Source organism: Spirosoma harenae, assembly GCF_054776975.1.
In genome coordinates, this window is sequence record NZ_BAAHBD010000016.1 from 40,010 (window position 1) to 66,694 (window position 26,685).

Annotated in this window: 23 protein-coding genes; 20 read left to right on the forward strand and 3 right to left on the reverse strand. The window is 44.3% G+C overall.

The genetic code is table 11. The features are described 5' to 3' along the window. Positions 1–59 precede the first annotated feature (59 nt). The 13 genes from ACYVE4_RS21265 to ACYVE4_RS21325 all read left to right on the forward strand — a co-directional run bounded on the left by ACYVE4_RS21265 (position 60) and on the right by ACYVE4_RS21325 (position 11,684). Entirely contained in the window at positions 60–1,250 is a 1,191-nt protein-coding gene (locus ACYVE4_RS21265) for an iron-containing alcohol dehydrogenase (protein ID WP_461042250.1), read from the forward strand. A gap of 9 nt (positions 1,251–1,259) precedes the next feature. Next, complete coding sequence (locus ACYVE4_RS21270; protein WP_461042251.1) at positions 1,260–2,174, forward strand: dihydrodipicolinate synthase family protein; 915 nt, start codon at positions 1,260–1,262, stop codon at positions 2,172–2,174. A gap of 66 nt (positions 2,175–2,240) precedes the next feature. Further along, positions 2,241–3,308 (forward strand): 4-hydroxythreonine-4-phosphate dehydrogenase PdxA, encoded by a 1,068-nt coding sequence (gene pdxA / locus ACYVE4_RS21275; protein ID WP_461042252.1) that lies wholly within the window; start codon positions 2,241–2,243, stop codon positions 3,306–3,308. An 18-nt stretch (positions 3,309–3,326) separates the two neighbouring features. Next, on the forward strand, positions 3,327–4,478 hold the full coding sequence (locus tag ACYVE4_RS21280; RefSeq protein ID WP_461042253.1) for a four-carbon acid sugar kinase family protein: 1,152 nt from the start codon (positions 3,327–3,329) through the stop codon (positions 4,476–4,478). Positions 4,479–4,494: 16 nt separating this feature from the next. Beyond that, positions 4,495–6,105: a sodium:solute symporter family protein gene (locus tag ACYVE4_RS21285; protein WP_461042255.1), complete on the forward strand. Its 1,611-nt coding sequence runs from the start codon at positions 4,495–4,497 to the stop codon at positions 6,103–6,105. A 10-nt stretch (positions 6,106–6,115) separates the two neighbouring features. Then, a complete protein-coding gene (locus tag ACYVE4_RS21290) occupies positions 6,116–7,003 on the forward strand; it encodes a sugar phosphate isomerase/epimerase family protein (protein WP_461042256.1) in 888 nt (295 codons plus the stop codon). A 210-nt stretch (positions 7,004–7,213) separates the two neighbouring features. After that, positions 7,214–7,669: a protein-disulfide reductase DsbD domain-containing protein gene (locus ACYVE4_RS21295; RefSeq protein ID WP_461042257.1), complete on the forward strand. Its 456-nt coding sequence runs from the start codon at positions 7,214–7,216 to the stop codon at positions 7,667–7,669. An 87-nt stretch (positions 7,670–7,756) separates the two neighbouring features. Further along, complete coding sequence (locus ACYVE4_RS21300) at positions 7,757–8,206, forward strand: protein-disulfide reductase DsbD domain-containing protein (RefSeq protein WP_461042258.1); 450 nt, start codon at positions 7,757–7,759, stop codon at positions 8,204–8,206. A gap of 9 nt (positions 8,207–8,215) precedes the next feature. After that, positions 8,216–9,934: a protein-disulfide reductase DsbD family protein gene (locus tag ACYVE4_RS21305; RefSeq protein ID WP_461042259.1), complete on the forward strand. Its 1,719-nt coding sequence runs from the start codon at positions 8,216–8,218 to the stop codon at positions 9,932–9,934. 34 nt (positions 9,935–9,968) lie between these two features. Continuing rightward, on the forward strand, positions 9,969–10,100 hold the full coding sequence (locus ACYVE4_RS21310) for a hypothetical protein (RefSeq protein ID WP_461042260.1): 132 nt from the start codon (positions 9,969–9,971) through the stop codon (positions 10,098–10,100). 59 nt (positions 10,101–10,159) lie between these two features. Further along, entirely contained in the window at positions 10,160–10,672 is a 513-nt protein-coding gene (locus ACYVE4_RS21315) for an RICIN domain-containing protein (protein ID WP_461042261.1), read from the forward strand. 106 nt (positions 10,673–10,778) lie between these two features. Continuing rightward, on the forward strand, positions 10,779–11,183 hold the full coding sequence (gene parS / locus ACYVE4_RS21320; protein ID WP_461042262.1) for a type II RES/Xre toxin-antitoxin system antitoxin: 405 nt from the start codon (positions 10,779–10,781) through the stop codon (positions 11,181–11,183). A 6-nt stretch (positions 11,184–11,189) separates the two neighbouring features. Beyond that, positions 11,190–11,684 carry an RES family NAD+ phosphorylase gene (locus ACYVE4_RS21325; RefSeq protein ID WP_461042263.1) on the forward strand — a complete coding sequence of 165 codons (495 nt, stop codon included), beginning with the start codon at positions 11,190–11,192 and terminating at the stop codon, positions 11,682–11,684. Between the two features lie 17 nt (positions 11,685–11,701). Here ACYVE4_RS21325 and ACYVE4_RS21330 read toward each other — a convergent pair whose 3' ends face one another. After that, a complete protein-coding gene (locus ACYVE4_RS21330) occupies positions 11,702–14,029 on the reverse strand; it encodes a DUF5703 domain-containing protein (protein ID WP_461042264.1) in 2,328 nt (775 codons plus the stop codon). 129 nt (positions 14,030–14,158) lie between these two features. On the opposite strand from ACYVE4_RS21330, the gene ACYVE4_RS21335 reads away from it, so the two are divergent. The 5 genes from ACYVE4_RS21335 (at position 14,159) to ACYVE4_RS21355 (ending at position 20,426) form a co-directional block, all read left to right on the forward strand. Continuing rightward, positions 14,159–15,703, forward strand: a complete 1,545-nt coding sequence (locus ACYVE4_RS21335; protein ID WP_461042265.1) for an MGH1-like glycoside hydrolase domain-containing protein — start codon at positions 14,159–14,161, stop codon at positions 15,701–15,703. Positions 15,704–15,844: 141 nt separating this feature from the next. Continuing rightward, positions 15,845–17,437 carry a sodium:solute symporter family protein gene (locus tag ACYVE4_RS21340; RefSeq protein WP_461042266.1) on the forward strand — a complete coding sequence of 531 codons (1,593 nt, stop codon included), beginning with the start codon at positions 15,845–15,847 and terminating at the stop codon, positions 17,435–17,437. Beyond that, positions 17,430–18,368, forward strand: coding sequence for a dihydrodipicolinate synthase family protein (locus ACYVE4_RS21345; RefSeq protein ID WP_461042267.1), 939 nt, complete (start codon positions 17,430–17,432; stop codon positions 18,366–18,368). Before ACYVE4_RS21340 ends, ACYVE4_RS21345 begins: the two co-directional genes overlap by 8 nt. A 340-nt stretch (positions 18,369–18,708) precedes the next feature. Next, on the forward strand, positions 18,709–19,611 hold the full coding sequence (locus ACYVE4_RS21350) for an ABC transporter ATP-binding protein (RefSeq protein ID WP_461042268.1): 903 nt from the start codon (positions 18,709–18,711) through the stop codon (positions 19,609–19,611). Between the two features lie 50 nt (positions 19,612–19,661). Beyond that, positions 19,662–20,426 (forward strand): ABC transporter permease, encoded by a 765-nt coding sequence (locus ACYVE4_RS21355; RefSeq protein WP_461042269.1) that lies wholly within the window; start codon positions 19,662–19,664, stop codon positions 20,424–20,426. Between the two features lie 76 nt (positions 20,427–20,502). Here ACYVE4_RS21355 and ACYVE4_RS21360 read toward each other — a convergent pair whose 3' ends face one another. Further along, positions 20,503–22,890: an outer membrane beta-barrel protein gene (locus ACYVE4_RS21360; RefSeq protein WP_461042270.1), complete on the reverse strand. Its 2,388-nt coding sequence runs from the start codon at positions 22,888–22,890 to the stop codon at positions 20,503–20,505. A gap of 44 nt (positions 22,891–22,934) precedes the next feature. Then, entirely contained in the window at positions 22,935–23,621 is a 687-nt protein-coding gene (locus ACYVE4_RS21365) for a porin family protein (RefSeq protein WP_461042271.1), read from the reverse strand. Positions 23,622–24,592: 971 nt separating this feature from the next. Here ACYVE4_RS21365 and ACYVE4_RS21370 point away from each other — a divergent pair. Both ACYVE4_RS21370 and ACYVE4_RS21375 read left to right on the forward strand, forming a co-directional pair. Continuing rightward, on the forward strand, positions 24,593–25,537 hold the full coding sequence (locus tag ACYVE4_RS21370; RefSeq protein WP_461042272.1) for a tetratricopeptide repeat protein: 945 nt from the start codon (positions 24,593–24,595) through the stop codon (positions 25,535–25,537). A gap of 156 nt (positions 25,538–25,693) precedes the next feature. Continuing rightward, positions 25,694–26,431 carry a glycosyltransferase family 2 protein gene (locus ACYVE4_RS21375; protein WP_461042273.1) on the forward strand — a complete coding sequence of 246 codons (738 nt, stop codon included), beginning with the start codon at positions 25,694–25,696 and terminating at the stop codon, positions 26,429–26,431. Positions 26,432–26,685: the final 254 nt, after the last annotated feature.

Sequence of the window (26,685 nt, forward strand, 5' to 3'; positions counted from 1 at the left end):
TGCTGTGAGGACACAGCAACCTGTCCAGCAGGTAAGGCCTTGCTGACGCATAGGTTGCTGTGAGGACACAGCAACGGGAAGACAAAGCCGAAGTTTTGACAATGGTACAGGAGTTAAAAATACATTTTCCTGGTAAGCTGGTATTCGGCCGAGGTTCGCTGGCGAATCTGGTTGATGAAGTGATTCAGTTGTCGCCCAAAAAGGTGCTGCTGATCACGATTAGCCCATTACTGGATCAGTTAACATACCTGATTGATCACCTGGAAACAAGGTGTATGCAGGTGCGCATAGATACCAGTATCGTACAGGAACCGTCGTTTGCCGATTTTACAACGTTGATGCAATCTATTACGCCATTCAATCCCGACGTTGTATTGGGGATTGGTGGGGGCAGTGTACTCGATGTAGCGAAACTAGTTGCCGCTCAGCTGGAAAATGATCAGACGCTGACGGATATGCTTGGTATTGGTAAACTAAAGGGCCGTCGGAAAAAACTGATTTGTGTACCTGCTACGTCGGGAACGGGCAGCGAAGCGTCTCCCAATGCGATATTGGTCGATGATGCTGATAATCAGAAGAAAGGCATCATCAGTCCATTCCTGGTTCCCGACATTGTTTATGTCGATCCCCTATTGACCATTAGTGTTCCACCAGCTATCACAGCAGCTACGGGAATTGATGCGCTGACGCACTGTCTGGAAGCGTATATCAACAAATTTGCTCAGCCTTTTATCGATATGTATGCCTTTGAAGGGATGCGTCTGATTGCGGCCAATATCGTGCAAGCGGTGCGGAACGGGTCTGACGAAGAGGCTCGTACGCAGGTCGCGATGGGAAGTTTGCTCGGTGGTTTCTGTCTTGGGCCGGTCAATACAGCGGGTGTTCATGCGCTATCGTATCCGTTGGGTAGCATGTTCCATCTGGCGCATGGGCTGTCCAATGCGTTGTTGCTGCCATATGTAATGGAGTTTACTATTCCTGCGTCGGTACGTAAGTACGCACAGGTGGCCGTTGCGCTGGGCTGCGAGCAAAGTAGCGATGAGGCTGAAACAGCTGCCGCCGGTGTCCGGAAAATTAAACAATTGATTGAAGAATGTGGGATTCCCGCTCGTCTGCGCGACGTAGGAATCTCTAAAGATGCTATTCCACAAATGGCAGAAGATGCGTTGAAAATCACCCGGTTACTGAAAAATAATCCACGGGAAATCACGCTCGACGATGCCATAACCATTTATACAGCAGCTTATTAGCCAATGCGTATGCAAAAGAAATACCGGGGTATTGTTGTTCCGCTGGTTACACCCCTGACCGACACGTATCGACTGGATGTAGCGGCCGTTGAGAAAATGATGGGTAATCTTCAGGTCAATGAAGCGATGCCCTTTGTGCTGGGAACTACAGGCGAAGCAACGTCGTTGCCGATATCTGTAAAAAGGGAGTACGTGAAAGAAATGGCTCGATTAAAGTCAGGCAATACAATGCTGTATGCCGGAATTTCGTCGAATTGCCTGGAAGAATCTGTTGCGTTTGCGAACGAAAGCTTTGAGGCCGGTGTCGATGCCGTTTGTGCTACGTTGCCTTGCTATTATGCGCTTACGGAGAGTCAGATGAAGCGTTATTTTGAGCAATTGGCTGATCAGTTGAACGGTCCGCTGATTATCTACAACATTTTCGCTACCACCCGCATGTCCATTCCAATTTCAGTGATTGATGAGTTGAGTTATCACCCAAATATTGTGGGTATTAAGGACTCCGAACGTAGCACTGAACGGTTGACAGACTCACTGGCACTCTGGGCAAACCGACCTGATTTTAGCCATTTTATGGGTTGGGCGGCTCGTTCTGCGCATGCCTTACTGGCTGGGAGTGACGGCCTCGTACCAAGTACGGGTAATCTATTTCCTGGTATTTATCGCGATATGCTGAAAGCCGTACAGGATGGTGATGACGAAAAAGCATTTTATTATCAGAATCAATCCGACGTTTTCGGCCATGTTTATCAATCCGGTCGTACGCTGGGTGAATCGCTTTGGGCGTTGAAAGTGCTTATGCAGGAAAATGGACTGTGTGCTACTGCCATGATGCCTCCGCTTCAGCCGCTGTCAGTTCAGGAAGAAACCCGATTAAAGGCCGATTTTGCCAACGTGTTAGTGAAAGAAGAAATACAATTGTAAGGTTTACGAACAGTATATCTCACCCTAAATCCTTCCCCTGTAGGAAGAGGGTTTTATAGTAGAAAAATGAATAGAGAAGAAAAACCAATCGTCGGAATTACGATGGGTGACCCGGCTAGTATTGGGCCCGAGATAGCCGTAAAGGCATTATTGAATCCGAAAATCTACGACATCTGTAATCCAATTCTGGTGGGCGATGCGTCTGTATTCGCCGATATTACGTCGCGACTTGGCTTGAAGGCCGTTATCCACCCTATACAATCAGTACAGGACGCGAAATGTCAATTGGGGACAGTCGATGTGTATGACCTCAATAATGTCGATGTGTCGAATTTGATGTTCGGTGAAATCTCGGCGATGGCGGGCGAAGCGGCTTTTGCTTCGGTAAAAACCGTTATCGACCTGGCCCTGGCTGACGAAATCGATGCAACTGTTACGGGGCCAATCAACAAAAAATCCATCAATGAAGCGGGTCATCACTTTGCCGGACATACCGAAATCTACGCGCATTATACGAATACGAAGAAATACGGTATGTTGCTCGTTGAGGATAACCTGAAAGTGATTCACGTATCAACCCACGTATCGCTTCGGCAAGCTTGCGACTTAGTCAAAAAAGATCGCATTCTTGAAGTTGTCGAGTTGCTGCACAATGGCTTAATCTCACTGGGCGAAACCAATCTGAAAATTGGTGTGGCGGGTTTAAATCCTCACGCAGGTGATTCGGGTTTGTTCGGTACTGAAGACGATCAGGAAATCTTACCCGCCGTTCTGGAAGCTAAACAGCGTGGTTTCGACGTAGAGGGGCCGGTGCCAGCCGATACCTTATTTTCGAAAGCGGCTACGGGTTATTACGGTGGTGTCGTCGCTATGTATCACGATCAGGGACATATTCCGTTTAAGCTCACAGGCTTCAAATGGAACGCTGATAAAAAGCAGATGGACAGTGTAAAAGGCGTGAATATTACGATGGGGCTGCCGATTATCCGTACATCCGTCGATCACGGAACCGCATTTGAAATCGCTGGAAAAGGCGTCGCCAGCCCCGATGCGATGGTATTGGCCATTGAATCTGCGGTGCAACTTGCCAAAGAGCGAAAGAATGAAAGATCGAAAGAGCGGATATTAGCTTAAGTTTTTCGCTCATTAACTATGATCGCCGTCATTGCTGACGATTTAACGGGGGCCGCTGAACTGGCTGGAATTGGGATGACCTATGGGTTGACTGTCGAATTGGCTATGGCAGTAAATCCGCAATCAAAAGCGGATTTGCTTGTTATTGCGACGGATGCCCGGTCGGTTTCGGAATCGGAAGCGGTACAGGAAATGACCGAAGTGAGCACAGCGTTACGGGCAATAAAACCGCAATTGATTTTTAAAAAAGTTGATTCGGTATTGCGCGGACATGTAGTTGCCGAAACCAGTGCACAACTGAAAGTTTTGGGTTTTGCGAAAGCGCTCATTGTGCCAGCCAATCCAGCGTTGGGTAGAATTCTAATCGACGGTCATTATTACGTTCAGGGGATGCTTATTCACGAAACTCATTTTTCGAAAGATCCTGAGTTTCCAATTACTGAATCGAACGTAATGAAGCGGATGGCTGTCAACAATGTACCAATAAGCGTACAACCCCCCACGACGCTTTTGCTACGGCAGGGTATTACGATTGGCGAGGTGGGTACGCAAGGTGATCTGAATTGGTGGGCTACCCGTATCGACAGACAGACGTTGCCAGTTGGTGGGGCTGGTTTCTTTACGGCTATCCTGTCAGGAAGTTACACACTCAACTATTCAGCTGGCGCATTGAATACGTTTGGCCAGCATAGACTTTTTATTTGTGGAACGGCCTTCGGCGCAAGTGTTGAATTGGTGAAAAAAGCAGCCGCAGCAGGAAAGCCCGTTTGCTACATGCCGAGCGCCTTGATGCAACTGGATGATCCGGAACCAGCTGAATTAGACAATTGGGTAGACAAAATCGTTAGCTGTTTTCGACGGCACGAACAGATTATCATGGCAATCGACCCTGGCTCGGCTGTGAACTCCTGTAAGCTGGCCGTTCGGTTGCGCACCACGATGGCAAAAGCTGCGAAGCTAGTACTTGACCAGGTTGCGGTTGACGAACTGATTATCGAAGGCGGTTCAACAGCTTCGGCCGTGTTGCGAGCTATTGACGTTACACGACTCGCTCCGACGCAGGAACTGGCGCCGGGTGTCGTTCGAAGCGCGGCTGTTGGCAGAACGCCATTGCACATTACTGTAAAACCCGGAAGCTATCAGTGGCCAACGGATTTATGGACATTTTGATTAATTCCTAAACTGAATGTCAAACCCAACGTTGAGCGTAATTGATTATCTGATAATCGTTGCGATACTGTTAATCAACCTATATTTTGGGTTACGATACGCGAAAAACCAGCGTACGACCGAAACCTATTTTGCCGCCAGAGGTCGGGTGCCAGCCTGGGCTATTGGCATGTCGTTGCTGGCGACACTCATCAGTAGTGTTACGTTTCTGGGATATCCCAGCGAAGGCTATTCGTCGAACTGGCTGCTGCTGGTTCAGGGGTTGATGGTACCGGTAGTTCTGCTGGGTACTATCTGGTTTATTGTCCCGCTTTATCGCAAAGTAATCGGCCTGAGTACCTACGAATACTTCGAAAAACGCTTTGGTTCGTTTGCGCGTTACTATAGTTCTATCGCTTTTGTACTCAGGCAGTTCTCATCAATGGGGACTGTCTTTTTTCTACTGTCGGTAGCCCTGACTAATATGACGGGTGGTGATACGTTCTACATCATCGTTGTAGTCGGGCTGATTATCATTACGGTCAATTTGCTGGGCGGTATCGAAGCCGTTATCTGGCTCGATGTGTTTCAGGGTTTCATGCTGTTTGCCAGTGGAATTCTTTGCGTAGTTGTCATCATTTCCTCTGTTAATGGCGGTTTTTCTGAAATCATCAACACCGCTTCAGCGAATGCTCGAACAGGTTTTGGGCCGTATGATCTGGATTTTACGAAGCTGACGTTTGTGGTAATGGTCATTAACGGTGCTTTCTATGCCATTCAGAAATACGGTACCGACCAGACCGTTGTGCAACGGTATTTGACTGCAAAAACCGACAAAGCCGCTATCAAAGCATCGATTCTTGGCATTTCGCTGACGGTACCAGTTTGGGCGCTATTTATGTTTATCGGAACGGCTCTGTTTGTGTATTATAAGCAACAGTCATTACCGGAAGGGCTGCGTCCTGATGCGGTTTTCCCGTATTTCATCATGACCAAATTCCCGACGGGCGTGGTGGGATTTATTCTGGCGGCTATGATTTCGGCCGCTATTTGCAGTCTCAGCGCGGACCTGAATTCGCTGGCGGCTGTCGGTCTGGAAGATTTTTATAAAAAGGCCCGCCCCTATCAGACGGATAAAGACTATTTGACTGTCAGTAAAACGATTGTTGTCATCTCCGGGCTGATCGCTATTGGTATTGGTGCAATCTATCTACAAGCTGGTAATGAGGGCGTTCTGGGAATCGTGTTTACGTTATACGCCATTTTTTCAGGTGGTATTGTTGGGATTTTTCTGCTGGGGATTTTCAGTGCGAGGGCCAATAAACAGGGCGTCAACATTGCCATTATTGTATGCATTCTGTTTACAAGCTATGCCTTTCTGACGTCAACTAAAATCGGTTTAGGTGATAATAAAAAATTACTGCTAGACTTGGGTGACTATAATTTCACGCATCACAAACTGATGTTGGGCGTATACAGCCACCTGGTTGTAATTGGCGTTGGCTATGTTGCAAGTCTGTTTTTTCCGAAACCAAAACTGGATAAAAATCTGCTTTACAGCGGTTGGCGAACAGCTTCGAAAGCATCCTATCCGCCAATGTCCCCAAACGGATCTGCGCATAAAACGGAGCCTCTCGGAAAGTTTTAATAATACGAACATGAACGCTAATCGCCGACAATTTCTGACGACAAGCGCATTGCTGTCAGCCGGTTGTTTCTTACCGGAAGAATGCCTGTTTGCGGCTGCGAAGTCATCTTATAAGATAGCCGTAGCTGATATTATGATTCTGAAACGGCAAAAACTGGGTGCGTTTCAACTGACGAAAGAAATCGGTGCGGATGGCGTGGAGGTCGATATGGGGGGTTTGGGGGATCGGGAAACGTTTGATAATCAATTAGCCAATCCAGCAGTACGTCAACAGTTTATCGATAAAGCGAACGAGCTGAATCTGGAAATCTGTTCGCTGGCCATGACTGGTTTCTATGCCCAATCCTTTGCGACTCGACCGACGTATCAACGCATGATTCAGGATTGCTTCGATACGATGAACGCGCTTAAGGTGAAAGTTGCGTTCCTGCCATTAGGTATACAAGGCGATTTGGTTAAAAATCCTGAACTCCGTCCGGCCATTATTGACCGGTTGAAAGTAGTGGGTAAAATGGCGAAGAAAGCGGGTGTTGTAGTAGGTATCGAAACATCGCTGGATGCGAAAGGGGAGGTAGCTTTACTGGATGAAATTGGATCAAAGAACATTCAGATTTATGTCAACTTTTCGAATCCGCTTAAAGCCGGTCGCGATTTACATGAGGAATTACGAATCCTCGGCAAAAAGCGAATTTGCCAGATTCACTGCACCGATGAAGATGGCGTCTGGCTCCAAAACAACACCCGAATCGACCTGAAGAAAGTGAAGCAAACGCTGGACAATATGGGTTGGAAAGGCTGGCTCGTCATCGAGCGTTCCCGCGATGCCAATGATCCACGGAATGTCAAAAAGAATTTCACTGCCAATACAACGTATTTGAAATCGGTTTTTCAGGTTTGATATTGGTCGATTAGTCCAATAATCCTTTACACAACTGAGTTAAATTGAGCCATTTTATTCACTCGTCAGAGCTGAGTAGGATGGCTCAATAATTGTAGTTATAGCCAGGATGACGTATAAATTTCGGTGGTATCGAACGTTATTGATGTCATTAAGCTTAAAAAGGAAAATGAATAGTTAGGCTACACGGATTAACGAGTGAATTCGATCATGAAAAAAGAGGTACTAGTTGTTATCATTTTACTGACGGTTTTACAAGTTAATGCCCAGATTTTGAAGCCCGTTCGGTGGGGTTATGCCGCTAAGAAAACGAGCCCGACTGAAGCCGTTCTGCTGATGAAAGCCACTATTGACAAAGGTTGGCATATTTATTCGCAGCATATAAAAGATAATGAAGCTGTACAAACGAATTTCACATTTTTACCCGCTCCGACCTATGCATTAATCAATAAAACGCAGGAGCCCAAGCCCATTACCAAACTGGAAAAAATTCTGGATATGGAAGTGAGTTATTTTGAAGAGGCCGTTGTTTTCCAACAGAAAATCAAACTGAAAAGCAACGCCCCCATTCTGGTGAAAGGGAATGTAGCTTACATCAGCTGTAATGACCAGAAGCATGTTTGTCTGCCTCTCGACGAGGTTGACTTTACCATTCCTGTTAAATAAGCCTTCTGTGTTATTCGGAATAGGTTTTCGTTAACCCAATTATATTTACAAACTAAAACAACGGGTACATTCAGTACCCACTCGATTATGAAAAAAATGTTGTTGGCCATTGTCGTTTTTCTAATGGCTTTACAGGTCAAGGCACAAATTGAAAAGCCCGTACGTTGGAGCTATGCGGCTAAGAAAACGAGTCCAACCGAGGCTGTTCTGCTGATGAAAGCCACTATTGATAAAGGTTGGCACATTTATTCCCAGAATGTAAAAGAGGGCGGTCCAATCAAAACGACTTTCAAGTTTACACCTGCATCAACGTACGCATTAGCCAATAAAACGCAGGAGCCCAAGCCCATTACCAAACTGGAAAAGGTCTTCGATATGGAGGTAAGTTACTTTGAAAATGCCGTTGTTTTTCAGCAAAAAATTAAGCTGAAAGGTACTGGTCCCGTTACGGTAAAAGGTAGTGTTGAGTTCATGAGCTGTAATGATCAGAAGTGTTTGCCTCCTGATGAACTCGAATTTAGTATCCCAGTTAAGTAAGCAATCGTCATGAATACGTATTCGTTACAGGGCGTGACTGCCCTTCGGCGCTTGATCGGAAATCGTTTTCTTGGGTTGATATTACTGGGGTTGCTCGTCAGTTTATTAAGTAACTATCAGGCCTATGCTCAGGATACCATCTCGACTGAAGGCATCGAATTTACCCCGGCTGAGGAAACGCCATCGGCTACAGTAACCGATTCTGCAGCGACAGCGCCAACTACCATTCAGCCAACGGAAAATCCTGGCACTCAACCGCAGGAAGCAGCAGTAGGTACTGCGCCTGGCCCAGAACGACAATCTTTATGGGTTACCTTCCTTGCTGGGTTGTTGGGTGGATTTGCTGCTATTCTGATGCCTTGTATTTTTCCATTGCTACCCATGACCGTTAGTTTCTTTACGAAACGGTCGGGAACTCGGGCACAAGGTATTCGCAATGCGTTGATTTACGGATTGTCAATTATCGTCATCTATGTATCGCTGGGGTTGTTGATTACTATTCTCTTCGGAGCTGATGCGCTGAATGACCTTTCGACCAACGGCATTTTTAATTTTGCCTTTTTTCTGTTGTTGGTAGCCTTCGCTGCTTCGTTTTTCGGTGCTTTCGAAATTATGTTGCCTACGACCTGGGCTAACAAAATGGACGAAAAAGCGGATCGGGGTGGATTAATAGGTATTTTCTTCATGGCGACTACATTGGCACTGGTTAGCTTTTCCTGCACAGGGCCGATCATCGGGACGTTGCTCGTTCAGGCGGCCTCCATGGGCCAATTGATCGGTCCGGCAATAGGCATGTTTGGTTTTGCGCTGGCGTTATCAATGCCATTTACATTGTTTTCGCTGTTCCCCTCCTGGATGACGTCGTTGCCTAAATCAGGAAGCTGGCTGAACTCAGTTAAGGTGACACTTGGCTTTTTAGAATTGGCTTTGGCCCTAAAATTCCTCTCCAACGTCGATCTGGCTTACCATTGGCAATGGTTTGATCGTGAGGTATTTATTGTGCTTTGGGTGATCATTTTTGCCATGTTGGGCTTTTATCTGCTGGGCAAACTTCGGTTTTCGCACGATAGCGAATTGACCAGTATTACGGTTCCCCGACTATTTCTGTCGATTCTTTCGTTATCCTTCGCACTCTATCTGATTCCGGGTTTGTGGGGTGCTCCGTTGCAATCGGTGGCGGCCTTCCTACCGCCCCAACAAACGCAGGATTTTGACTTGTATACCCGCTCTTTGGGCGGTGCTCCGGTGGCTGATGCCAGTCATTCTGCTCCTAAAAAATACGGCGATATTTTCCACGCACCGTTGGGTCTCAATGCGTTCTTCGATTACGACGAAGGCATGGCGTACGCTCGGAAAGTGAACAAGCCTGTGTTGATTGATTTTACGGGACATGCTTGTGTAAACTGTCGTAAGATGGAAGCTTCTGTTTGGCCTGATGCCAGCGTTTTGAAACGTTTGCGAGACGATTACGTTTTGATTCAACTTTATGTAGACGACAAAACCGAATTGGCTGAAAATGAAAAACGAGTTTCGTCTTACAGCGGAAAAAAAATCAAAACTATCGGTAATCAATGGAGTGATTTACAGGCAAGTCGGTTCAATACCAATTCGCAACCGTATTACGTATTACTGGGTAAAGATGGCAAACCACTGGTCGAGCCGGAGGGTGCCAACTACGACCCAACTCATTTCCTGAATTTCCTGGATAGTGGGCTGAAAGCGTTTTAGAAGGGAACTACTTTTGAAGTAGTCTGTGGTTTGTATGACCTACCGACGCGCTTACAATGGCAAAGCCTTAGCCATTATTCAGACAAAAGAAAAGCCGGGTAAGATTATTCTGAAAGCTACGTCTGAGGGACTGCAAGGCGCTGTGATTGAATTGATAGGTCAATAATAGAAGTCTTTTCAATTGCCCGTTATGTATTAATTTGCACAAGGATAAACGTAACGGTTATGAAAATCAGAGACCTATTGCTCGGTTTGTTGCTTCTCAATCTGGTTCAAATCGCCAGTTTTGCGCAAACCATTCGTGGGCATTATGCCATAAAGAATGTTCAAACGGGGCTTTTGCTTCGTGTTCAGGATGCGCGAAAAGCCGATGGTACACCGATCGTTGCTTATTCGCCTGTAAACTGGAAATGCGTTACCTGGGATTTTATGCACATTGAAGGCGGCACCTATCAACTGAAAAATCTATTCACCAGCAAAACGTTGCAGCCGGAGGGCGGAAAATTAGGTGAGGGTGTCAATCTGGAGCAGCAGCCATTAGTAGCGTCACAAGCCAATCAAGAATACGAATTTATTTCAGCTGGTAAAGATGCGTATCGCATAAAACTCAAAGGATCAGATCTATACATTACGCCCGTCGATAGTAAAGGCTCCGTCAATTCCCGAATCATGCTGGCTAAGAAAACAAATTCGCAAGCGCAACTCTGGACCATTTACGAGCAAGATCCGCAGATTTAAGTGTCTATAAGATGCATGGCCCATCGTTTGTATAGCTGCAGAATTTTATAAATGAAGATTGTAAATAAGACATATGGCGTTTATATTTGTGACAAATGGCGCATATATGGAATTGATATTAGAAACAGGCTCGACAGACAGCGGTTTCAATTTAGTGGAACAGGCTAGGACTGGTGTTTATCGGTCTAAAGCAGACGAAGTAGCGGCTTTAGCAGGACTGACTGACCGGGAAATGGCTCGTGTTCTGAATCTGTCGGAGCGGACATTGCATCGCATTCAGCCCAGCGCTCGATTAGATTCTAACGCGTCAGAACGGCTATTGCTGCTGGAAGCGTTGATTCGGCACGGTTTAGATGTCTTTGACGAACGGCCTGAGGTACTTAGCCGCTGGCTGCGTGTTCCTTTGCCTGAATTACGTCAACAGGCGCCCCTTACGTTGTTGGATACCGTTACAGGTTTCGGCATGGTGCATACTGTTTTAGGCCGTATCGAACACGGTATTTACGCGTAATTAGTAATGAGTTCCCTCCCTTTCCGTGTTTATCGGTTAGTTAAAGAGCGTTTCCTGAGTAGTCCACTTTCAGCTGAAGGTGCCCGCCGGTGGGGTGGTCGCTGGAATCCGCCGGGTATCGGTATTTTATACACATCAGCGACACCTGAGTTAACGCTATTGGAGCAGTTGGTTCACCTGCCAACGGTGCCCTACACTGATTTGCCCCGACTTTTCCTACTCACAATTGAATTGCCTGAGCTACCCCGCGTACTGACACCAGACGAATTACCTCTCAACTGGCGTGATGAAGCCGATTTTACGGCTAATCATAACCAGTTAGCCAACTGGTTTCGTCAACCGGATACACTCGCTATCGGAGTCCCGTCGGCAGTGGTATCTGAATCGTTGAATTATCTGATACATCCGTTACACTCTACTTTCGAACAGGTGCAGGTTATTGATAGTAAGCCGTTTCCGATTGATACACGGCTTTGGCAGGCGAAAGCTGGTCCAGAATAAAATGTTTACACAACGTACTACTTCAGCATATTCACAACATCTGCCCGTCGCGATTTGGGCGATACGATCAACGATTCCAGCTTACCGTTTTTCAAGATAGCTTCAACAGTGGTATTGTAAGGTGCATGGAGTTTGACGTGGACGTCCCAGGTTTTAGGCCACGCTGGGAACAGGTAGATTTTTTTACCGTCGGCCTGCAAGAGCATTTCCTGGAGGCCAATCATGCCCGAACCGCCCCAGTTGTGATCGGGTGTCCAGTCGTAGCCAGGTCCCCAGAACGTAGGAAATCGGCGGGGAGCATTGCCTAATTTGAGGAGTGTTAATCGGGCCGCTTCGTCGGTCAGACCGAGTCGGGCTGCGAAAATATTGTCCTGCTTCCAGCCGACATGACTACGAAATTTTAGAGCGTCTTTATCGTATCGATAGGTATTGATTGCCGTATCTAACCCCGGTTTGCCGACGCTATAGATGCCCCACGGAAATACCGGATACAGTTGTGGTGACTCAACGTTGTTGATCCGTTCCCAAACTTTGGCGGGCGCAATAGTCGGATGTCCATCAAACGACCGGAATGTAATCGCTGGAATCCGGTCGAGCATGGCCTGCCAGTTCGTTCGTTTTTCGGTTGTTAAATACGTAGCGGGAAGTTCCAGCAAGCGAGTCAGAACGGTACGGAGCGCCGAAATTGTAGAGGCTGAGTTATATGCCATTTTATAGGTTTCGGCAGCCGAACCGGGGTACAGAATCAGTTTTTTATCGGCGTCTAGTGCCTTACTGCCCCGTTTTTTTGCTAGATATTGGTAGTGCTCATCAAAGAACGTCAGGCAGCTTTCGATAAACGGAATGTAGGGCGATATATCCTGACCCGCGTATCGTTCGGTTTCGAGCATCATCAGGCAAAATTCCAGTACCGTATCCCATTCATACTCCAGCCAGGCATTGTATTCCATGCCTTTGTCAAAATCCGCCGGGCGTTTTGTGCCGTATTCCGCAAAATTGGGAAGGCCAAAATTTTCGATTTGCTCATTGAAATTTGCTCCATTATGACGCCAGTAAAAAGCCGTACGTAGTTCAGCGGTTTTTAGCAAGTTCAAATAAAAATCGAACTGAGGTTTCATCAGGGCCCAGTCGCCACTTTTCAGCATTGGCCAGTACACTAAACGCTGATTCTGAGCCGTATGGATTCCGCCCCCCCAGTTCCGAAAATCCGGTGTAAAGCGCATTGTGGAATCAGTAAGCGATGGGTCATACGTGAATAGGCCGCCATTAAACTTGGTTGGGAACTTGCCGAATGCGTTGCAACCCAGCATATACCGTAATAGTTGATAGTTACGTGCAACTTGCCATTCAGGCGAATTTGGCGCTGTATTTATGTAAATGAAACTTTTCGACCAGAAATCGGCCCACCAGGTCTGCGTTTTCGACTGCGCTGTTTTTGCTGATAAAACGGCTTCTTTTTGCTGCTGTTCAAGTCCCCGTTTCCAGTCAGTTATGTTATCTGATTGAGCGGTGTGTAATGTGATAAGAAGCTCCTGCGTCCGGGAGGCCGATGTACTGGTCAGTTTCCAGCCCTGGAAATCGGTATCCAAATACGTACCTTGATACGTCCCGGCGGGTTGCATGTTTTTACCCGAAAAGCTCCCGCCAAATGTGAGGCTTTTGATAGGATTAAATAGCTGATTCTTAACGCTGTCTAATCCTTGCTGATGCACTGTTACGTCGAAAGCGGAGCGTTCAGAGCCATTTCGATGATAGAATAAAACGGCATTGTTTTGGAAGTCAATCGAATCTTTACGCGTAATTACTTCGCTTGGCGGGGCCCATTTATACGAATTCGCATTGTTTTCTTTCCCTTTCGTGATGTGGTCTACATGACGCCAGCTTTCAAAAGCAGCCTCGGCTTTCAGGGCTTTATTACTCGAAACATCGACATGAACGACCGGCCGGAATACATCGACCCAAACCGTTATGGTTGCCGAAAGTCCAGAGGTCGCGCCCTTAATTTCGATATGTCCTTTGTTGAGCACTAATTCCTGCCTAAACGAAGCGCCGTCGGTAAATGGATTGGGGGAAAGTTTCAACCGAATGCGACCTAATTTTAGTACTGTATTATTCTGATCGAATGTACCGCTTTTCGCCATGTAGAACAGCAAATCGCCGTTTTCAACCCAGACGTTCAAGCCAATGTCCCCGCCCCCGCAAGGCATCGATTCTGACGAATTTTTGCTTTGGTTAGTCCATAGTACGTTGTACTGATTGATAGGGTTTGATTGTGTAAATCCGTTGGTTAATGTGCTTATAATTAAGCTAATAAGTACTATTGAGCGGACCTTATTTTGATGCATTTTTAGATTAGAAAGAAGGCGTGTCAAAGCTAATATGGTATAATTAAAAGGGAAAATAGTAGAGATACAGGACAAATTTAGGAGTTAGCTTTGTGAAGAGCCTTAGTGTTCGATTAGTTCTGAATTGAGATGCAGAAATTTTATGTCTTACTGATTTGCTTGCTCCAAACCACAGTTGGCTGGTCGCAGTCGGCAAAGGTTTTATCGACAGATAAGCTCAAAGATTACGTAACTTATTTCAATATAGTCGATCAGGAAGAAGCGGTTAAAAACTACGTTCCGAATGATCAATCATTCGATTGGCTGGCGAAAAATATTCCCTTATTCGACTGCCCCGATTCGATACTTCGCGAGTTGTATTACTACCGATGGTGGGCGTTTCGGAAACACCTGAAAGAGACGCCTGAGGGATTCATTTTTACGGAATTCATCACGAAAGTAAACCATGCAGGTAAGTATAATGCCGTCAGTAGTGCGCTCGGTCACCATATTTACGAAGGGCGCTGGTTGCATACGCAGAAATACATTGACGACTACATTTCATTCTGGCTCTACGTCGATCCAATGCACACGGTGCAGCGCTTTCATGGATTCAGCAGCTGGGTCGATGATGCGGTTTACAATCGATATCTGGTCAATCTCGACAAGCCGTTTATTCAGAAAAATTTGCTGACGCTCGATGCGGACTATCGAAAATGGCAGCAGGAAAAACAATTGCCCAGTGGTTTGTTCTGGCAGTTCGACGTGAAGGATGCGATGGAAGAATCGATCAGTGGGTCGCGGAAAGACAAGAATCGTCGCCCAACGATCAATAGCTACATGTATGGTAACGCCAAAGCATTGGCTGCTATGGCGAAACTGGCAAAAAACGACACGCTACAGCATCGATATGAACGGCTGTCTATGGAGTTGAAAAAGCTGACACTGGATAGTTTGTGGAATAAAACGGATCATTTTTTTGAGGTAAAATACCCAAATGGTTCGTTTGCAAACGTCCGCGAAGCCATCGGATTTATTCCTTGGTATTTTGGCCTTCCCGATGATACGCCGGCATACGCTTCCCAATGGAACCAACTGACCGATACGACGGGTTTCGATGCTCCCTGGGGCATCACGACAGCTGAGCGCCGACATCCGCAGTTTCGTACGCATGGATCGGGACATAGTTGCGAATGGGACGGGGCTTTATGGCCATTTGCAACGACGCAAACGTTGAAAGGATTGTCGAATCTGCTCACGAATTATACGAATCAGGGAAGCATGACGAAGGATATTTTTTACAACGAACTGGTCAAATATGCAAAGTCGCATACCATGAATGGGAAATTGTATCTAGGTGAGTATCAAGACGAAAAAACGGGCGAGTGGCTAAAAGGTGACAATCCACGGAGTAAGTTCTATAATCATTCTGGTTTTGCCGATCTGATCATCAACAACTTAGTCGGCCTGAAACCACGCGCTGATAAGGCATTGGAAATTCATCCGTTGATTCCTACTAATAAATGGGATTGGTTTTGCCTGGACAACGTACTCTATCACGGTAAAATCCTGACCATTCTATACGATAAAACGGGAAAACATTACGGTAAAGGGCAGGGGTTCATAGTCTTTTCGAACGGAAAGCAAGTATTTAAGGGAAGTACGTTAGAAAACGTAACGATTCTAAAATTTTAAGAACAATCAATAATTTGGCATTCCTTTCCATGGCCTGTGTCCTCACAGGCCAATCATGCGCCAGTACTCAAGCCATCCGGAACAGTGGCCTGTGAGGACACAGGCCATGGAAAAGGTAGTTGAGTTCGTAACCCTGACCCCATGAAAAACCTACCCTTATTCGACCTTGGCGTTATTGCTGCGTATCTTGTAGCAATGGTGCTGGTGGGCGTGTATTTCTCCCGAAAAAATAAAAATGCCGACCAGTTCACAACCGCTTCCGGGCTGATTCCGGGCTGGGCAACGGGCTTGTCGATCTACGCTACGTTCCTCAGTAGCAATACATTCCTGGGCGTGCCGGGCAAAGCCTTTGGCGGCAACTGGAATTCATTTGTGTTCAGTTTGTCGATGCCCATTGCTGCTTATGTAGCGTCACGATTCTTTATTCCTTTTTACCGACGTACGGGTGAAGTGTCAGCCTACACGCATTTTGAACATCGGTTTGGTCCCTGGGCCAGAACCTATGCTGTCGTCTGTTTTCTGCTAACGCAATTGGCCCGAATGGGTTCTATTTTTCTAGGAATTGCCCTGAGTTTGCAGGCATTGACGGGCTATTCGATGCAGACGATTATGCTGGTGATGGGCGTTTGTATTATCATTTACACGGTGATGGGCGGCATTGAAGCCGTCATCTGGACGGAGGTCGTGCAAGGTGTAATCAAAACGTTCGGTGCGCTACTAATTCTGTACCTGATTGTGAATGCGATGCCAGGTGGCGTTTCAACCATAGTCGATATCGGCAGTGCGAACGGTAAATTCAGTCTGGGAAGTTTCTCTCCCGATTTTACGCAGTCGACGTTTTGGGTGGTGTTGCTGTATGGCTTTTTCATCAACCTGAATAATTTTGGGATGGATCAGAATTACATTCAGCGGTATCATACCACGGCATCGGCAGAAGAAGCCCGGAAATCACTTTGGTTGTGCGTATGGCTCTATGTTCCAGCCTCGTTGCTGTTTTTTATAATAGGAGCCTGCCTGTTTGCGTATTACCAGCAACATCCCGAAATGCTCGAAACCATTCGACGCAACGTAGCAATTGAACGCTTGCCTGCTACAGCTTCTGCCGACGAAATTTCACGTATGGCGGCTACGTTGCAACCCGCCGATTATGGCGATAAAGTGATGCCGAATTTTATGGTGACCAACGTACCGCTGGGGCTGATGGGATTGATTATTTCCGCTATTTTGTCGGCAGCGATGAGTACAATTAGTTCGGGCATGAATGCATCGGCGACGGTATTTACGGAAGATATTTACAAGCGTTACATTAACCCGAATCCGTCATCCAAAAAACAATTAACACTGTTGCATATCGCTACCGTGGTTGTCGGACTAATGGGGCTGGGAGCGGGGCTGGCTATGATTGGCGTAAAGAGTATTCTGGATGCCTGGTGGACCTTGTCCGGTATTTTTGCGGCTGGTATGCTTGGGCTATTTCTACTGGGCCTAATCAGTCGGCAAACTAAAAATCGTGAAGCTATATTGGCTACTACCATTGGCGTTTTAATAATTATCTGGATGACTTTTTCTCCCAAACTCTCTGACGAATACGGCTATCTTCGAAGTCCATTTCACAGCAATATGATTATCGTTATCGGTACGCTGACTATTTTTCTGGCTGGCGTACTGCTGACAAAACTTAAAGGTCGTCCTGTAGAACAAACAGAGGGCGCTACACTACTTTCCAATGAATAACCAATCATCTGCCGAAAAGGGATTTATCCCTGTTATGCTCACGCCATTTAAAGACAATGGCGCCATCGATTTCGATGCACTGACTCGACTTACCGAACTGTATTTACAGGCAGGAGCTGCCGGACTGTTTGCCAATTGCCTGTCGAGCGAAATGTTTGAGTTAAGCGAAGCCGAGCGGATTCAGATTATCGAACACGTCATCAAGGTGACGAATGGCGCAGTTCCGGTTGTGGCCACAGGAACCTTCGGTGGACCAATTGATACGCAAGCTGATTTTGTGAAACGCGTACACGCTACCGGCACCGACGCAGTAATCCTGATTACGGGATTGCTGGCCGAACAAGCCGAATCGGACAGCGTATTCAACGAACGCGTTTTTCAGCTATTAGATCGAACGGAGAATGTGCCGGTTGGATTTTACGAATGCCCGGTTCCTTATAAACGACTGATTTCGCCCGAGCAATTGAAGCTTTTCGTCGATACAGGACGCGTGATTTATCATAAAGATACCTGCCTTGATCTTGGCCAGATTAAAGAGAAGTTACGTTTGGCAAGTCGGCCTGGTTTCGGGTTATATGACGCCTACATGGTTCACGCAGTGGATTCATTGAAAGCTGGTTCGGCGGGGCTTTCCTGCATTCAGGGCAACTTCTTCCCCGAACTCATCGTCTGGCTTTGTCAAAACTACAACAATGTCGAGTTGCAGAACGACGTAGCAAAAGTGCAGCAATTTCTAATCGACAGCATGGACGTCATTCACAACGTCTATCCAACCGTATCGAAATACTTCCTCCAATTACGCGGCTTCAATATGTCGACCTACACCCGACGTAACGTTGGCACCTTTACACCCGAAATCGCTAAACAAGTCGAAGGATTATTTTCAGCCTATACTCGCTTGCAGGAAGAATTGGCGTTAGAAGTGTTGTGAATCCTGAACTAGCCCGCTGGAATGACGGGTAAGCAATAGAAGATAATGGACACTTCTAGGAACAGATGATGGATCGAACTCAGCACCTGGAGGTAGCCAACCCGGAACAATAGGAGGGAAGCTGCACTGTATCGACAGCCAATAGGCGTATGGGATCCCTGTAACTGAGTACTGATCCAACCATACGCTTGCGTCTATGCTGTATGTGCGGCAAACATACCAATGGGGTGACATTCTCACTTCTGCTTCGTCAAATAGGCCTGATCAGTCCATACAGCTAAAAGGATCAATTCTCTACTGTAAAAACTGAGTCAAAAGCAGTCAATTCAGTAGAAAACGAATGGCCTTTATTGAAGCGAATAACGTAACAAAGATTTACAACGGACATATTATGGCCAATAAAGGCCTTTCCTTCTCGATTGAGCAGGGGGAAATAATCGGTCTTCTGGGGAAAAACGGGGCCGGAAAAACTACGTTAATTTCACTATTGAGCAACGAGTTCCCGCCTACCTCAGGAAGCATACATATAAACGGAATCCCAATTGATAAAGTCGACCCTAACTGGATTTGCACGGTCCAACAGGAATTTGGGCTTTTTGATTTTATGACTGTGTATGACCACCTGCGGTATTTTTCCATTCTGCGAAGCAACCGAAAAAGTCGAATAACAGAACCCATTATTCAGGAAGTTATTGATCAATTAAAGCTGGAGAAACTACTTAACCGAAAAACAATCAGCTTGTCTGGTGGCGAAAAACGAAGAGTATTAATCGCTATTTCTTTACTGGCTGATGCTGAAATTCTAATTTTAGATAAACCTACTGCCAACCTCGATATACAATGGAAGAACAAGGTAATCGATTTACTTTTCTATTTAAATAAAATCAAAAAAAAGACGATACTTTATTCATCACATAGTATAGAAGAAGTTGAAAAAATAACCGATAAGGTTTTGATAATGAATCAAGGGTCTATAATGCATTATGATAAAATAAAAACCATTTTAGCCGGATTAGCCTATAGCCAAAAAATAATTATCAAAGCAACAAATCGTCTGGAGGCAATTCAGCAAAAGATAGAACAAGCGAAAAAGGCTGTTTATATCCTAACCACGCAGCTGGACGGCACACTTTATTTTACAAGAGACGATAGTGCGTTTATTCATACATTATTAGCTGATGAAAACATCCTATTTTCTCAGCTCCCCATCACCCTAGAGGATCTTTTCAAATTTACTAGCTAGAGACCTAATACGATAGCTGTTAACTGTAAATAACAAACGAGAACACTAGTATGTACAACCTTAAAAAAATTGCAACGATTGGTCTGATAACTGTAAAAAATTATTATTTGAGTACAAGTAAAGGGGTAGCGCTGTTTGTTCTGCCAATATCCATGATTTGGATTTTTGTTCTACAGACAAAAATTAGAACAGAAAGTGAAAATAGTAACCTTATTATTAATGCGTTACTATTAGTCAGCTGTTATGTAAATATAAATATGCTGTCGAGTACGATTGGGTATGATATTCACTTTTTACGACTCAAATTATATAAAGCTTCTTCCGTTACGTATCGTCAGTACATTTCCGGGGTCATTCTGCCAGCCATTCTGACGACATGGCTAGTGCAGCTAAGTATCCTTTTATTGGGTACACTTTTTTTTAACTATTCCTTATCATCCATTCGTGTTGGGCTTCTCCTGGGCACCTCAACGATTTCCAGTATACTGTTAATCGGTATTGGAGTGTATATAGGTTTTTACAGCAGGAATATAGTCGCAGCGCATACGATTGCAAATCTGTCGACTTCATTTCTTACTTTTTTTGGTGGTATTTTCTTTCCAATCGACAATCTTCCGAACGATCTACTCATCCAGTTCGCTAAGCGCTTACCCCTATATCCCCTTAAACAACTATACGCCCATTGCTTTCACCAATTGGTGTTGACAACGGATGGGCCTGCCTATTGGGAAACGATGTTTATTGTTTTTTTAGTAGCGCTGTTGTCCTTAAGTCTTATGTACAGTAAGAACGTATGGGTGAATCAATTTACCTAGAATTAAGGCTGAACGCCCAGGTATTCGGGCAATGGACAACTGCAAGACCTGGCGAATCGAGAGTGTATCAGAGAACTTATTGATTTGGCTTTACGTCAAGGTTATCGAAGGTAAAGGGATTAATTTTTTCTTCTCTTTTTCTAGTGCCCAAAGAATAATGAATTGTCAAACCAATTCGCCTGCTATCCGTCTGCCGAAACCCACTTGAGTTAACTATACCCTGTTGCAACGAGAAGCTATTTTTATTTTGGTAAAATATATCTGATCCTGTAAGAGTTAACAAAAATTTCTTAGAAAAGAAATAGCGATTAATAGCGATATTAAAACTCCCAAAATCACCTAATTCATAAAATTGCAACTGGCCCTTCAGTCGATAGAATCCATTTACCAGTAACGTTGATCGGGCGTCAATTTTAACTTGGTGGTACGTAAAAAAAACAAAGCTCCCTCGATTAAACTGCAATGGCTGATTTTGGTATACTCCTTTATATTGATTGTAATTAAATTGCCCCCCAATCAGGATAAAATACCGACCGCCAGGGGGATTGGCGGCCACAGCCCGACAATAGGTTTCTTTATTTGTCCCCACATTATCAAATGACTTGTACGTGGTTCCAGCATTTGCTTTGTCAACATAGAGGACATTTGTGAAAACATCCTGTATGTAATTTTGCCCAATAGCCAAAATAGGTTTATTATCCACGCTTATATTAGCCTCAACAGTATGAGTAAACTGCGGCTTTAGGGCTGGATTACCTACTTCATACATATAGGAATCTAAGAATTTAGGGTAAGGATTTAACGACTCATAGGTTGGTCGGGTAATTGAACGTCGATAGATCAAGTACCCTGTCAGTGGATACGTCAGTACATTAAATAAATGCTTGCTTATATAGAGATAGGGGAATAAATCGATCCGTTGAATAAAGTATTGGCCTGCATTGGGTAGCCGCTCCATTCCATTCATTTTGGTCATTTCGAGCCGTACCCCGACTTTCAATGTATAACTGGCCCACAATTGGGTATTCTGTACGTAGGCTGAACTTAATAATTCTCGATAGCTATATTCACAGGTTCGTAAGGTATCTACCGCCTGTTTATTCGTCGAAAAATTACTGGAACTGTAAAACGTTGAAGTGAATAGCTTAATCCCCATCTCCAAATTCAGGAATTTATTCACCTTTTTGGTCAAATCGACTTTAATTCCCCATTGACTCAACTTCGTATTCTGCTGGCCTAAACCACCAGTTGGAGACAACGATATGTTCGAATACGCCGTCGTATAGGCTTGCTGGGTAAGACCGTTGTTTTGATGGAAGGAAACATCGGCTGTAATCGAAGATCCCAGTGAATCAAGTTTATAGGTAGTCAGCAGGCCCTGCTTTATGGAGAAGCCATCCGTTACATTGTTCACCCCATTCAACAGGTCGAACGAGCCTGAACCAGGCCGATTAGCCGTCAACTGACTCGAATTCGTTGAATAGACTGCCGTGTTTGTTTTATTGACCATTCCGTCAAGCGTGACCCCAAATCGTTTATTGAACTGATACGTATCTCCGTAACCAACTGACCCTACCTTCATTTTCGTTTCTGAATACGTGTGTTTAGTCAGTACTGAGTCTACCGTTAACTGATTGGTGGTTAGCAACGACTCGTAATTTTTTTGTTCGTTGACGTTAACGTGGAGGTAATACGAATTTTTAAATTTGGTGTTTAGCATACTGATCCCGACAAAGGTAGTTCCGTAGGTTCCTTTGTTCAGCCCTGCCTGAAGACTTACCAGTTTGCCCAAATCAACGCCATCCTTTAGGATTATATTCAGGATACCTCCCGTACTATTGGCCTCGTAGCGGGAGGAAGGTGTACGGAGTATTTCAATTTTATGAACACTTTGAGGTGGAAGGCTTTTTAGTAGAGTAGCCAGATCGGCAGGACTCATTTTCTGCTCCCGTCCATTAATGTATAGAACAGCAGGCGTAGTACTGGTTAAATAGATATTCCCAGTTTGGTCCAGGAATACGCCAGGTACTTTTTCAAGGAGTTCATAACTCGTCGCGCTGCTGTTGACCAGTGGCTCCGGATTAATGATTACCTTATCCTCTTCCTGCACCATTAAAGGTTTTTTAGTAACCACATCGACTGCCTGAAGTAATTCAACGGAAGAGTTTAGCTGTATGGATAGCTCCGTCAAATCCTGATGGACACGAAATATTCCCTGGACTGTTGTAAAGCCAACCGCACTAATTCTATATCGATACGATGCTGTAGGAAGTCGAACTTTTTTTTTGCCCAGTCCATCCGAAGCAGCACTCAGTCTGTTTGTTGAGTCACTTGAATTCCATACGGTAATCGTTGCGCCAATGACAGGATTCAACCCTGCATCAAGAATGGTAAACGTAACGGTTTGTGCACATACAGTACGACTAATCTGGAATAAAAGAAGCACTAGAACGAGTTGTTTCATACAAGCGTCAACAAAAGGGACCTATGGACGTAGGCATGGAGGGACTATCTCATCGGAAACAAATAGCCCATGGAGACGGCCGCTAGTCTGGCGTGTATGTTCGTTCCTCCTAACCCAATAACCTGAGATGGGAGTTTACTCTGCAGGGAGTAACCATAGCGAATTTCAGTAACCAGGTGCCCGGTTCCAACGGCCCAGTCTATGCCTGCTCCACTCGAAATCCCCCAGCTAATTCGTTCGTTCGTATCCTGAAAATGAATACGATCGGTTACACGAACAGGTAATGAAAAAAGCTGAGCCGTCACTTGGTACTGTCCATTTAGGGCGTAATTCAAAAATGGACCCGCATAGAGGAAAAATTTAGCTCGTCCATGACCACCTGTATATTTTCCAAATACCGGTAGCTCCAGCACATTACTTTTAAATTCAGCCGATTGTAAACCCTTTTCAATTTTTACGCCGTATTGACTGAATAAAATTTCTGATTGTAGGGAAAACTGAGACCATTTTTTTTGTATGATCACCCCGGCATGAATGCCAAGTAATGGCGAAATTTTAGTACTACCTCCGATTACATTTAGCGCTTCATACAATTTAGTAATACTACTTGAATTCGCTGAAGCAACATTTAGGCCGGCTCTAACGCCAACTGTTACGTCTGAAGACTGCCCGAAGCCTGGCAGGCAAGACCCAATACCTAGTAGGAAAATGGCCATTTTTTTTCTGTTCATGCGTAAATAAGAACGGAATGTTTTATTATCGGAGTCCTGGATATTCCTGTCGTCAATACTAGACGAATGTTAGGTTCATTAGTAACAATGATTAATTTTAAGACAGGTTATTTTACAGAAAATACAGGCAAGTGATTTTGCCTATATCTGTATCGTTGTTTTTGCAGAAAAGTCAAATTATGACGCGTTACTATTAGCGTAAATAACAAATAATATCGTTGCTGGATAATTTAATATACATATTCCTATTTTATACAAAAAGGCTTGTTTGGTTATTGATTGACTTGTTTATAGGAGATTATTTTTAATTTTAGATAAATATAAATAGATGCATTATTTTTGAGCGATACAAATCCCTCAAACATCTCTCTAGTTATCATCAATTAAGTGGGATAGTTCTGTTAGTTGGCCTGCTACGTTTTATGCCTTTTTCCTATTTACTGACTAGTATCTTCGCCTTTTTCGTTATTCAGTCGCTCCATCAACCAGATTCCTCAAATCGTATTATCACTCAACTACCTTTGAGCACAAATCAAAAAAATGCGTATATAGAAATTTGTAAGTTTAAATTAGAGAATGCCAGGAATTTATTAAAACAGGAAAAAGAACAAAATGGACTTAACGCGTTCCTGGAAGATTATATAGATTTTATTAATCTGTTAACGAATGGCAGCCAGGCAGATTACCTCAATCTGCGGGAACGAGAAGACGAACGCCTTAAAACAATTGGGCAACTACCCGATGATTCACCCGTTAAACGTCATGTACAGGCTGAAGTAAGACTTCACTGGGCAATTCTAAAATTTCGATTTGGGGATGAGTTTAGTGCTGCCAAAGACGGCTTTCAGGCTTATAAGCTTTTAGACGAGAATATAAAGCGATACCCCACGTATTGGCCTCATTATAAAGCCATTGGTATCCTGAATATTGTTTTAAGTGTATGTCCTCCGTCTTATTCATGGCTGTTAACGATGCTCGGCATAAAAGGAAACGTTCGTCTCGGGTTGGCTCAATTGGAAACAGCGTACAGGGATCAACTCGGTGGCGACGAGGCAAGGTATTACAAATTTTTGCTGGATGCCTATCTATTGGGAGTTGATGAAAAAACAACGCAGAATTTACTCCAATTCGTTGAAAATCATCCCGATTATCTATCCGTTTACTTTTTAAGCTGCTTAGCGTTTACGCGAAATAATCACAATGAAGACGCTGTAAAACTTTTGTCAAAAAAGCCGGCTACACCTGACTATTTACTGATGCCTATTTTTGATTACTATCAGGGAGAGCTTTTTTTACAAAGAGGCAACTATCAGTTAGCGTCTACTTATTATTTATCGTTTATGCATAAAAATAGAAATCAAGTATTTTTAAAAGAAACGTTACTAAAGCTTTTTTATACGCATTGGTTAAACAATGATTTACACAAAGCACTTTCTTTTTACACAAGAATTGGAAAAACAGGTAGCGAATTAGTCGAAGCCGATAAAAATGCCCAAAATTTCTATACAAATCATTCACCTGAAACTGTGTTTAATAATAAGTTTTTAATTAAAGCCCGACTTTCTTTTGACGGTGGATTTTACAGGAGAGCTGAACAGGAAATCAATCAGATTGATATGAATTCAATTTCTAGTGCGCAGGAAAAGGCCGAAATCTACTTTCGAACCGGTAGAATTTATCAACATTTGGGAAATTATCTGGAAGCCGGGAAGAATTATTCACAATCGATTAAGCTAGCCGAGAAGCAAGTTTGGGGGTTTAAAACGGTATCCGCCTTTCATTTAGGTGAAATCCAAGCCCTGAGTGGGAATCAGGCAATGGCCAAAAGTTATTTTGAGAAAGCTCTCTCGTATAGTAAGCTCGAAAAGCGGTTTTCCACAGCGGTGCGCGCTAAATTAGCCCTCGAAAAACTTTAATTTTTTTGATTAAATCGATAATAGAATGAAACTAAAAAAGAGCTATCGTTTTATAAAGTCAATTTTTTGCCATAATATAATTTTGGGCAAATTCCAATCAGCTATAACAGACTACGTATCGGTTTGTTTTTCGTTAATTTTTCTCATGTTTTTCGTATGAAATTAAGTGTTGTAATTCCGGCTTATAATGAACAAGAATCCCTTCCTTTAACGATAAATTCACTCTATACTACTTTGTGTAAACATCAGATCGATCATGAAATCTGGGTTACCAACGATAATTCGAAGGATGATACCCTTCAGGTGTTAATAGAGCTTCAGTCGACTATTCCCACGCTTACGTTTGGGACGAACGCAGGTCCTAACGGGTTTGGCTACGCGATCCGGTTTGGTTTAGAACGGTACTCTGGGGATTGTGTCGCTATTTTTATGGCGGATCTATCGGATGATCCCGAGGACCTGGTGACGTATTACAAGACGATGGTTGCCACAGGGGTAGATGCCGTTTTCGGTAATCGATGGATTCAGGGTGGCAAGGTAATTAACTACCCTTCTCAAAAGAAAATCATTAATCGAATCGCCAATTGGCTAATCACGTTATTTATTGGCACAACCTACAATGACGCAACGAATGCCTTTAAGTTATACACTCGTGCAACTATGGATGGGTTAAAACCATTTTTATCCCCCCATTTTAACATAACCATTGAATTGTCCTTGAAAACGATTGTGAGAGGCTATACCTACCGGGTCGTTCCGAATAGTTGGACGAATCGTGTATATGGTCAGTCAAACCTAAAGATTAAGGAAATGGGCAGCCGCTATTTTTTTATACTAATGTATTGTGTATTAGAAAAATACTTTTCGAGAGGAGATTTTAAAAAGAAATGGTAAGCAATCAGTCATCGATCTACTTTAGGTAAACAGGCCTCTTGGTTGATCGAGGAATCTACAGCGGGAATGTTGCTCCGGAGTTGATCAGCCAGCGTACGTAATGTTGAGGGGCTTATTTTTCTTCGCTCTATAAAAAATCCCTCTATGATGTTATATAGTACGTTTGAACAGGTTTGAAAAATACTCAAAAAAACAGTTATTCCTCTGTGATTTGAGCCACCAGCCTGGGTAAGTCCGATGTTATATTAGCCAAA

Coding starts and splice junctions, on each gene's coding strand:
- ACYVE4_RS21345 (WP_461042267.1), top strand. CDS start 17,430: ATGAATAACCAATCATCTGCCGAAAAGGGATTTATCCCTGTTATGCTC.
- ACYVE4_RS21350 (WP_461042268.1), top strand. CDS start 18,709: ATGGCCTTTATTGAAGCGAATAACGTAACAAAGATTTACAACGGACAT.
- ACYVE4_RS21360 (WP_461042270.1), bottom strand. CDS start 22,890: ATGAAACAACTCGTTCTAGTGCTTCTTTTATTCCAGATTAGTCGTACT.
- ACYVE4_RS21325 (WP_461042263.1), top strand. CDS start 11,190: ATGAGTTCCCTCCCTTTCCGTGTTTATCGGTTAGTTAAAGAGCGTTTC.
- ACYVE4_RS21375 (WP_461042273.1), top strand. CDS start 25,694: ATGAAATTAAGTGTTGTAATTCCGGCTTATAATGAACAAGAATCCCTT.
- parS (WP_461042262.1), top strand. CDS start 10,779: ATGGAATTGATATTAGAAACAGGCTCGACAGACAGCGGTTTCAATTTA.
- ACYVE4_RS21310 (WP_461042260.1), top strand. CDS start 9,969: ATGACCTACCGACGCGCTTACAATGGCAAAGCCTTAGCCATTATTCAG.
- ACYVE4_RS21365 (WP_461042271.1), bottom strand. CDS start 23,621: ATGAACAGAAAAAAAATGGCCATTTTCCTACTAGGTATTGGGTCTTGC.
- ACYVE4_RS21270 (WP_461042251.1), top strand. CDS start 1,260: ATGCAAAAGAAATACCGGGGTATTGTTGTTCCGCTGGTTACACCCCTG.
- pdxA (WP_461042252.1), top strand. CDS start 2,241: ATGAATAGAGAAGAAAAACCAATCGTCGGAATTACGATGGGTGACCCG.
- ACYVE4_RS21280 (WP_461042253.1), top strand. CDS start 3,327: ATGATCGCCGTCATTGCTGACGATTTAACGGGGGCCGCTGAACTGGCT.
- ACYVE4_RS21340 (WP_461042266.1), top strand. CDS start 15,845: ATGAAAAACCTACCCTTATTCGACCTTGGCGTTATTGCTGCGTATCTT.
- ACYVE4_RS21285 (WP_461042255.1), top strand. CDS start 4,495: ATGTCAAACCCAACGTTGAGCGTAATTGATTATCTGATAATCGTTGCG.
- ACYVE4_RS21300 (WP_461042258.1), top strand. CDS start 7,757: ATGAAAAAAATGTTGTTGGCCATTGTCGTTTTTCTAATGGCTTTACAG.
- ACYVE4_RS21330 (WP_461042264.1), bottom strand. CDS start 14,029: ATGCATCAAAATAAGGTCCGCTCAATAGTACTTATTAGCTTAATTATA.
- ACYVE4_RS21370 (WP_461042272.1), top strand. CDS start 24,593: ATGCTCGGCATAAAAGGAAACGTTCGTCTCGGGTTGGCTCAATTGGAA.
- ACYVE4_RS21335 (WP_461042265.1), top strand. CDS start 14,159: ATGCAGAAATTTTATGTCTTACTGATTTGCTTGCTCCAAACCACAGTT.
- ACYVE4_RS21295 (WP_461042257.1), top strand. CDS start 7,214: ATGAAAAAAGAGGTACTAGTTGTTATCATTTTACTGACGGTTTTACAA.
- ACYVE4_RS21305 (WP_461042259.1), top strand. CDS start 8,216: ATGAATACGTATTCGTTACAGGGCGTGACTGCCCTTCGGCGCTTGATC.
- ACYVE4_RS21290 (WP_461042256.1), top strand. CDS start 6,116: ATGAACGCTAATCGCCGACAATTTCTGACGACAAGCGCATTGCTGTCA.
- ACYVE4_RS21315 (WP_461042261.1), top strand. CDS start 10,160: ATGAAAATCAGAGACCTATTGCTCGGTTTGTTGCTTCTCAATCTGGTT.
- ACYVE4_RS21355 (WP_461042269.1), top strand. CDS start 19,662: ATGTACAACCTTAAAAAAATTGCAACGATTGGTCTGATAACTGTAAAA.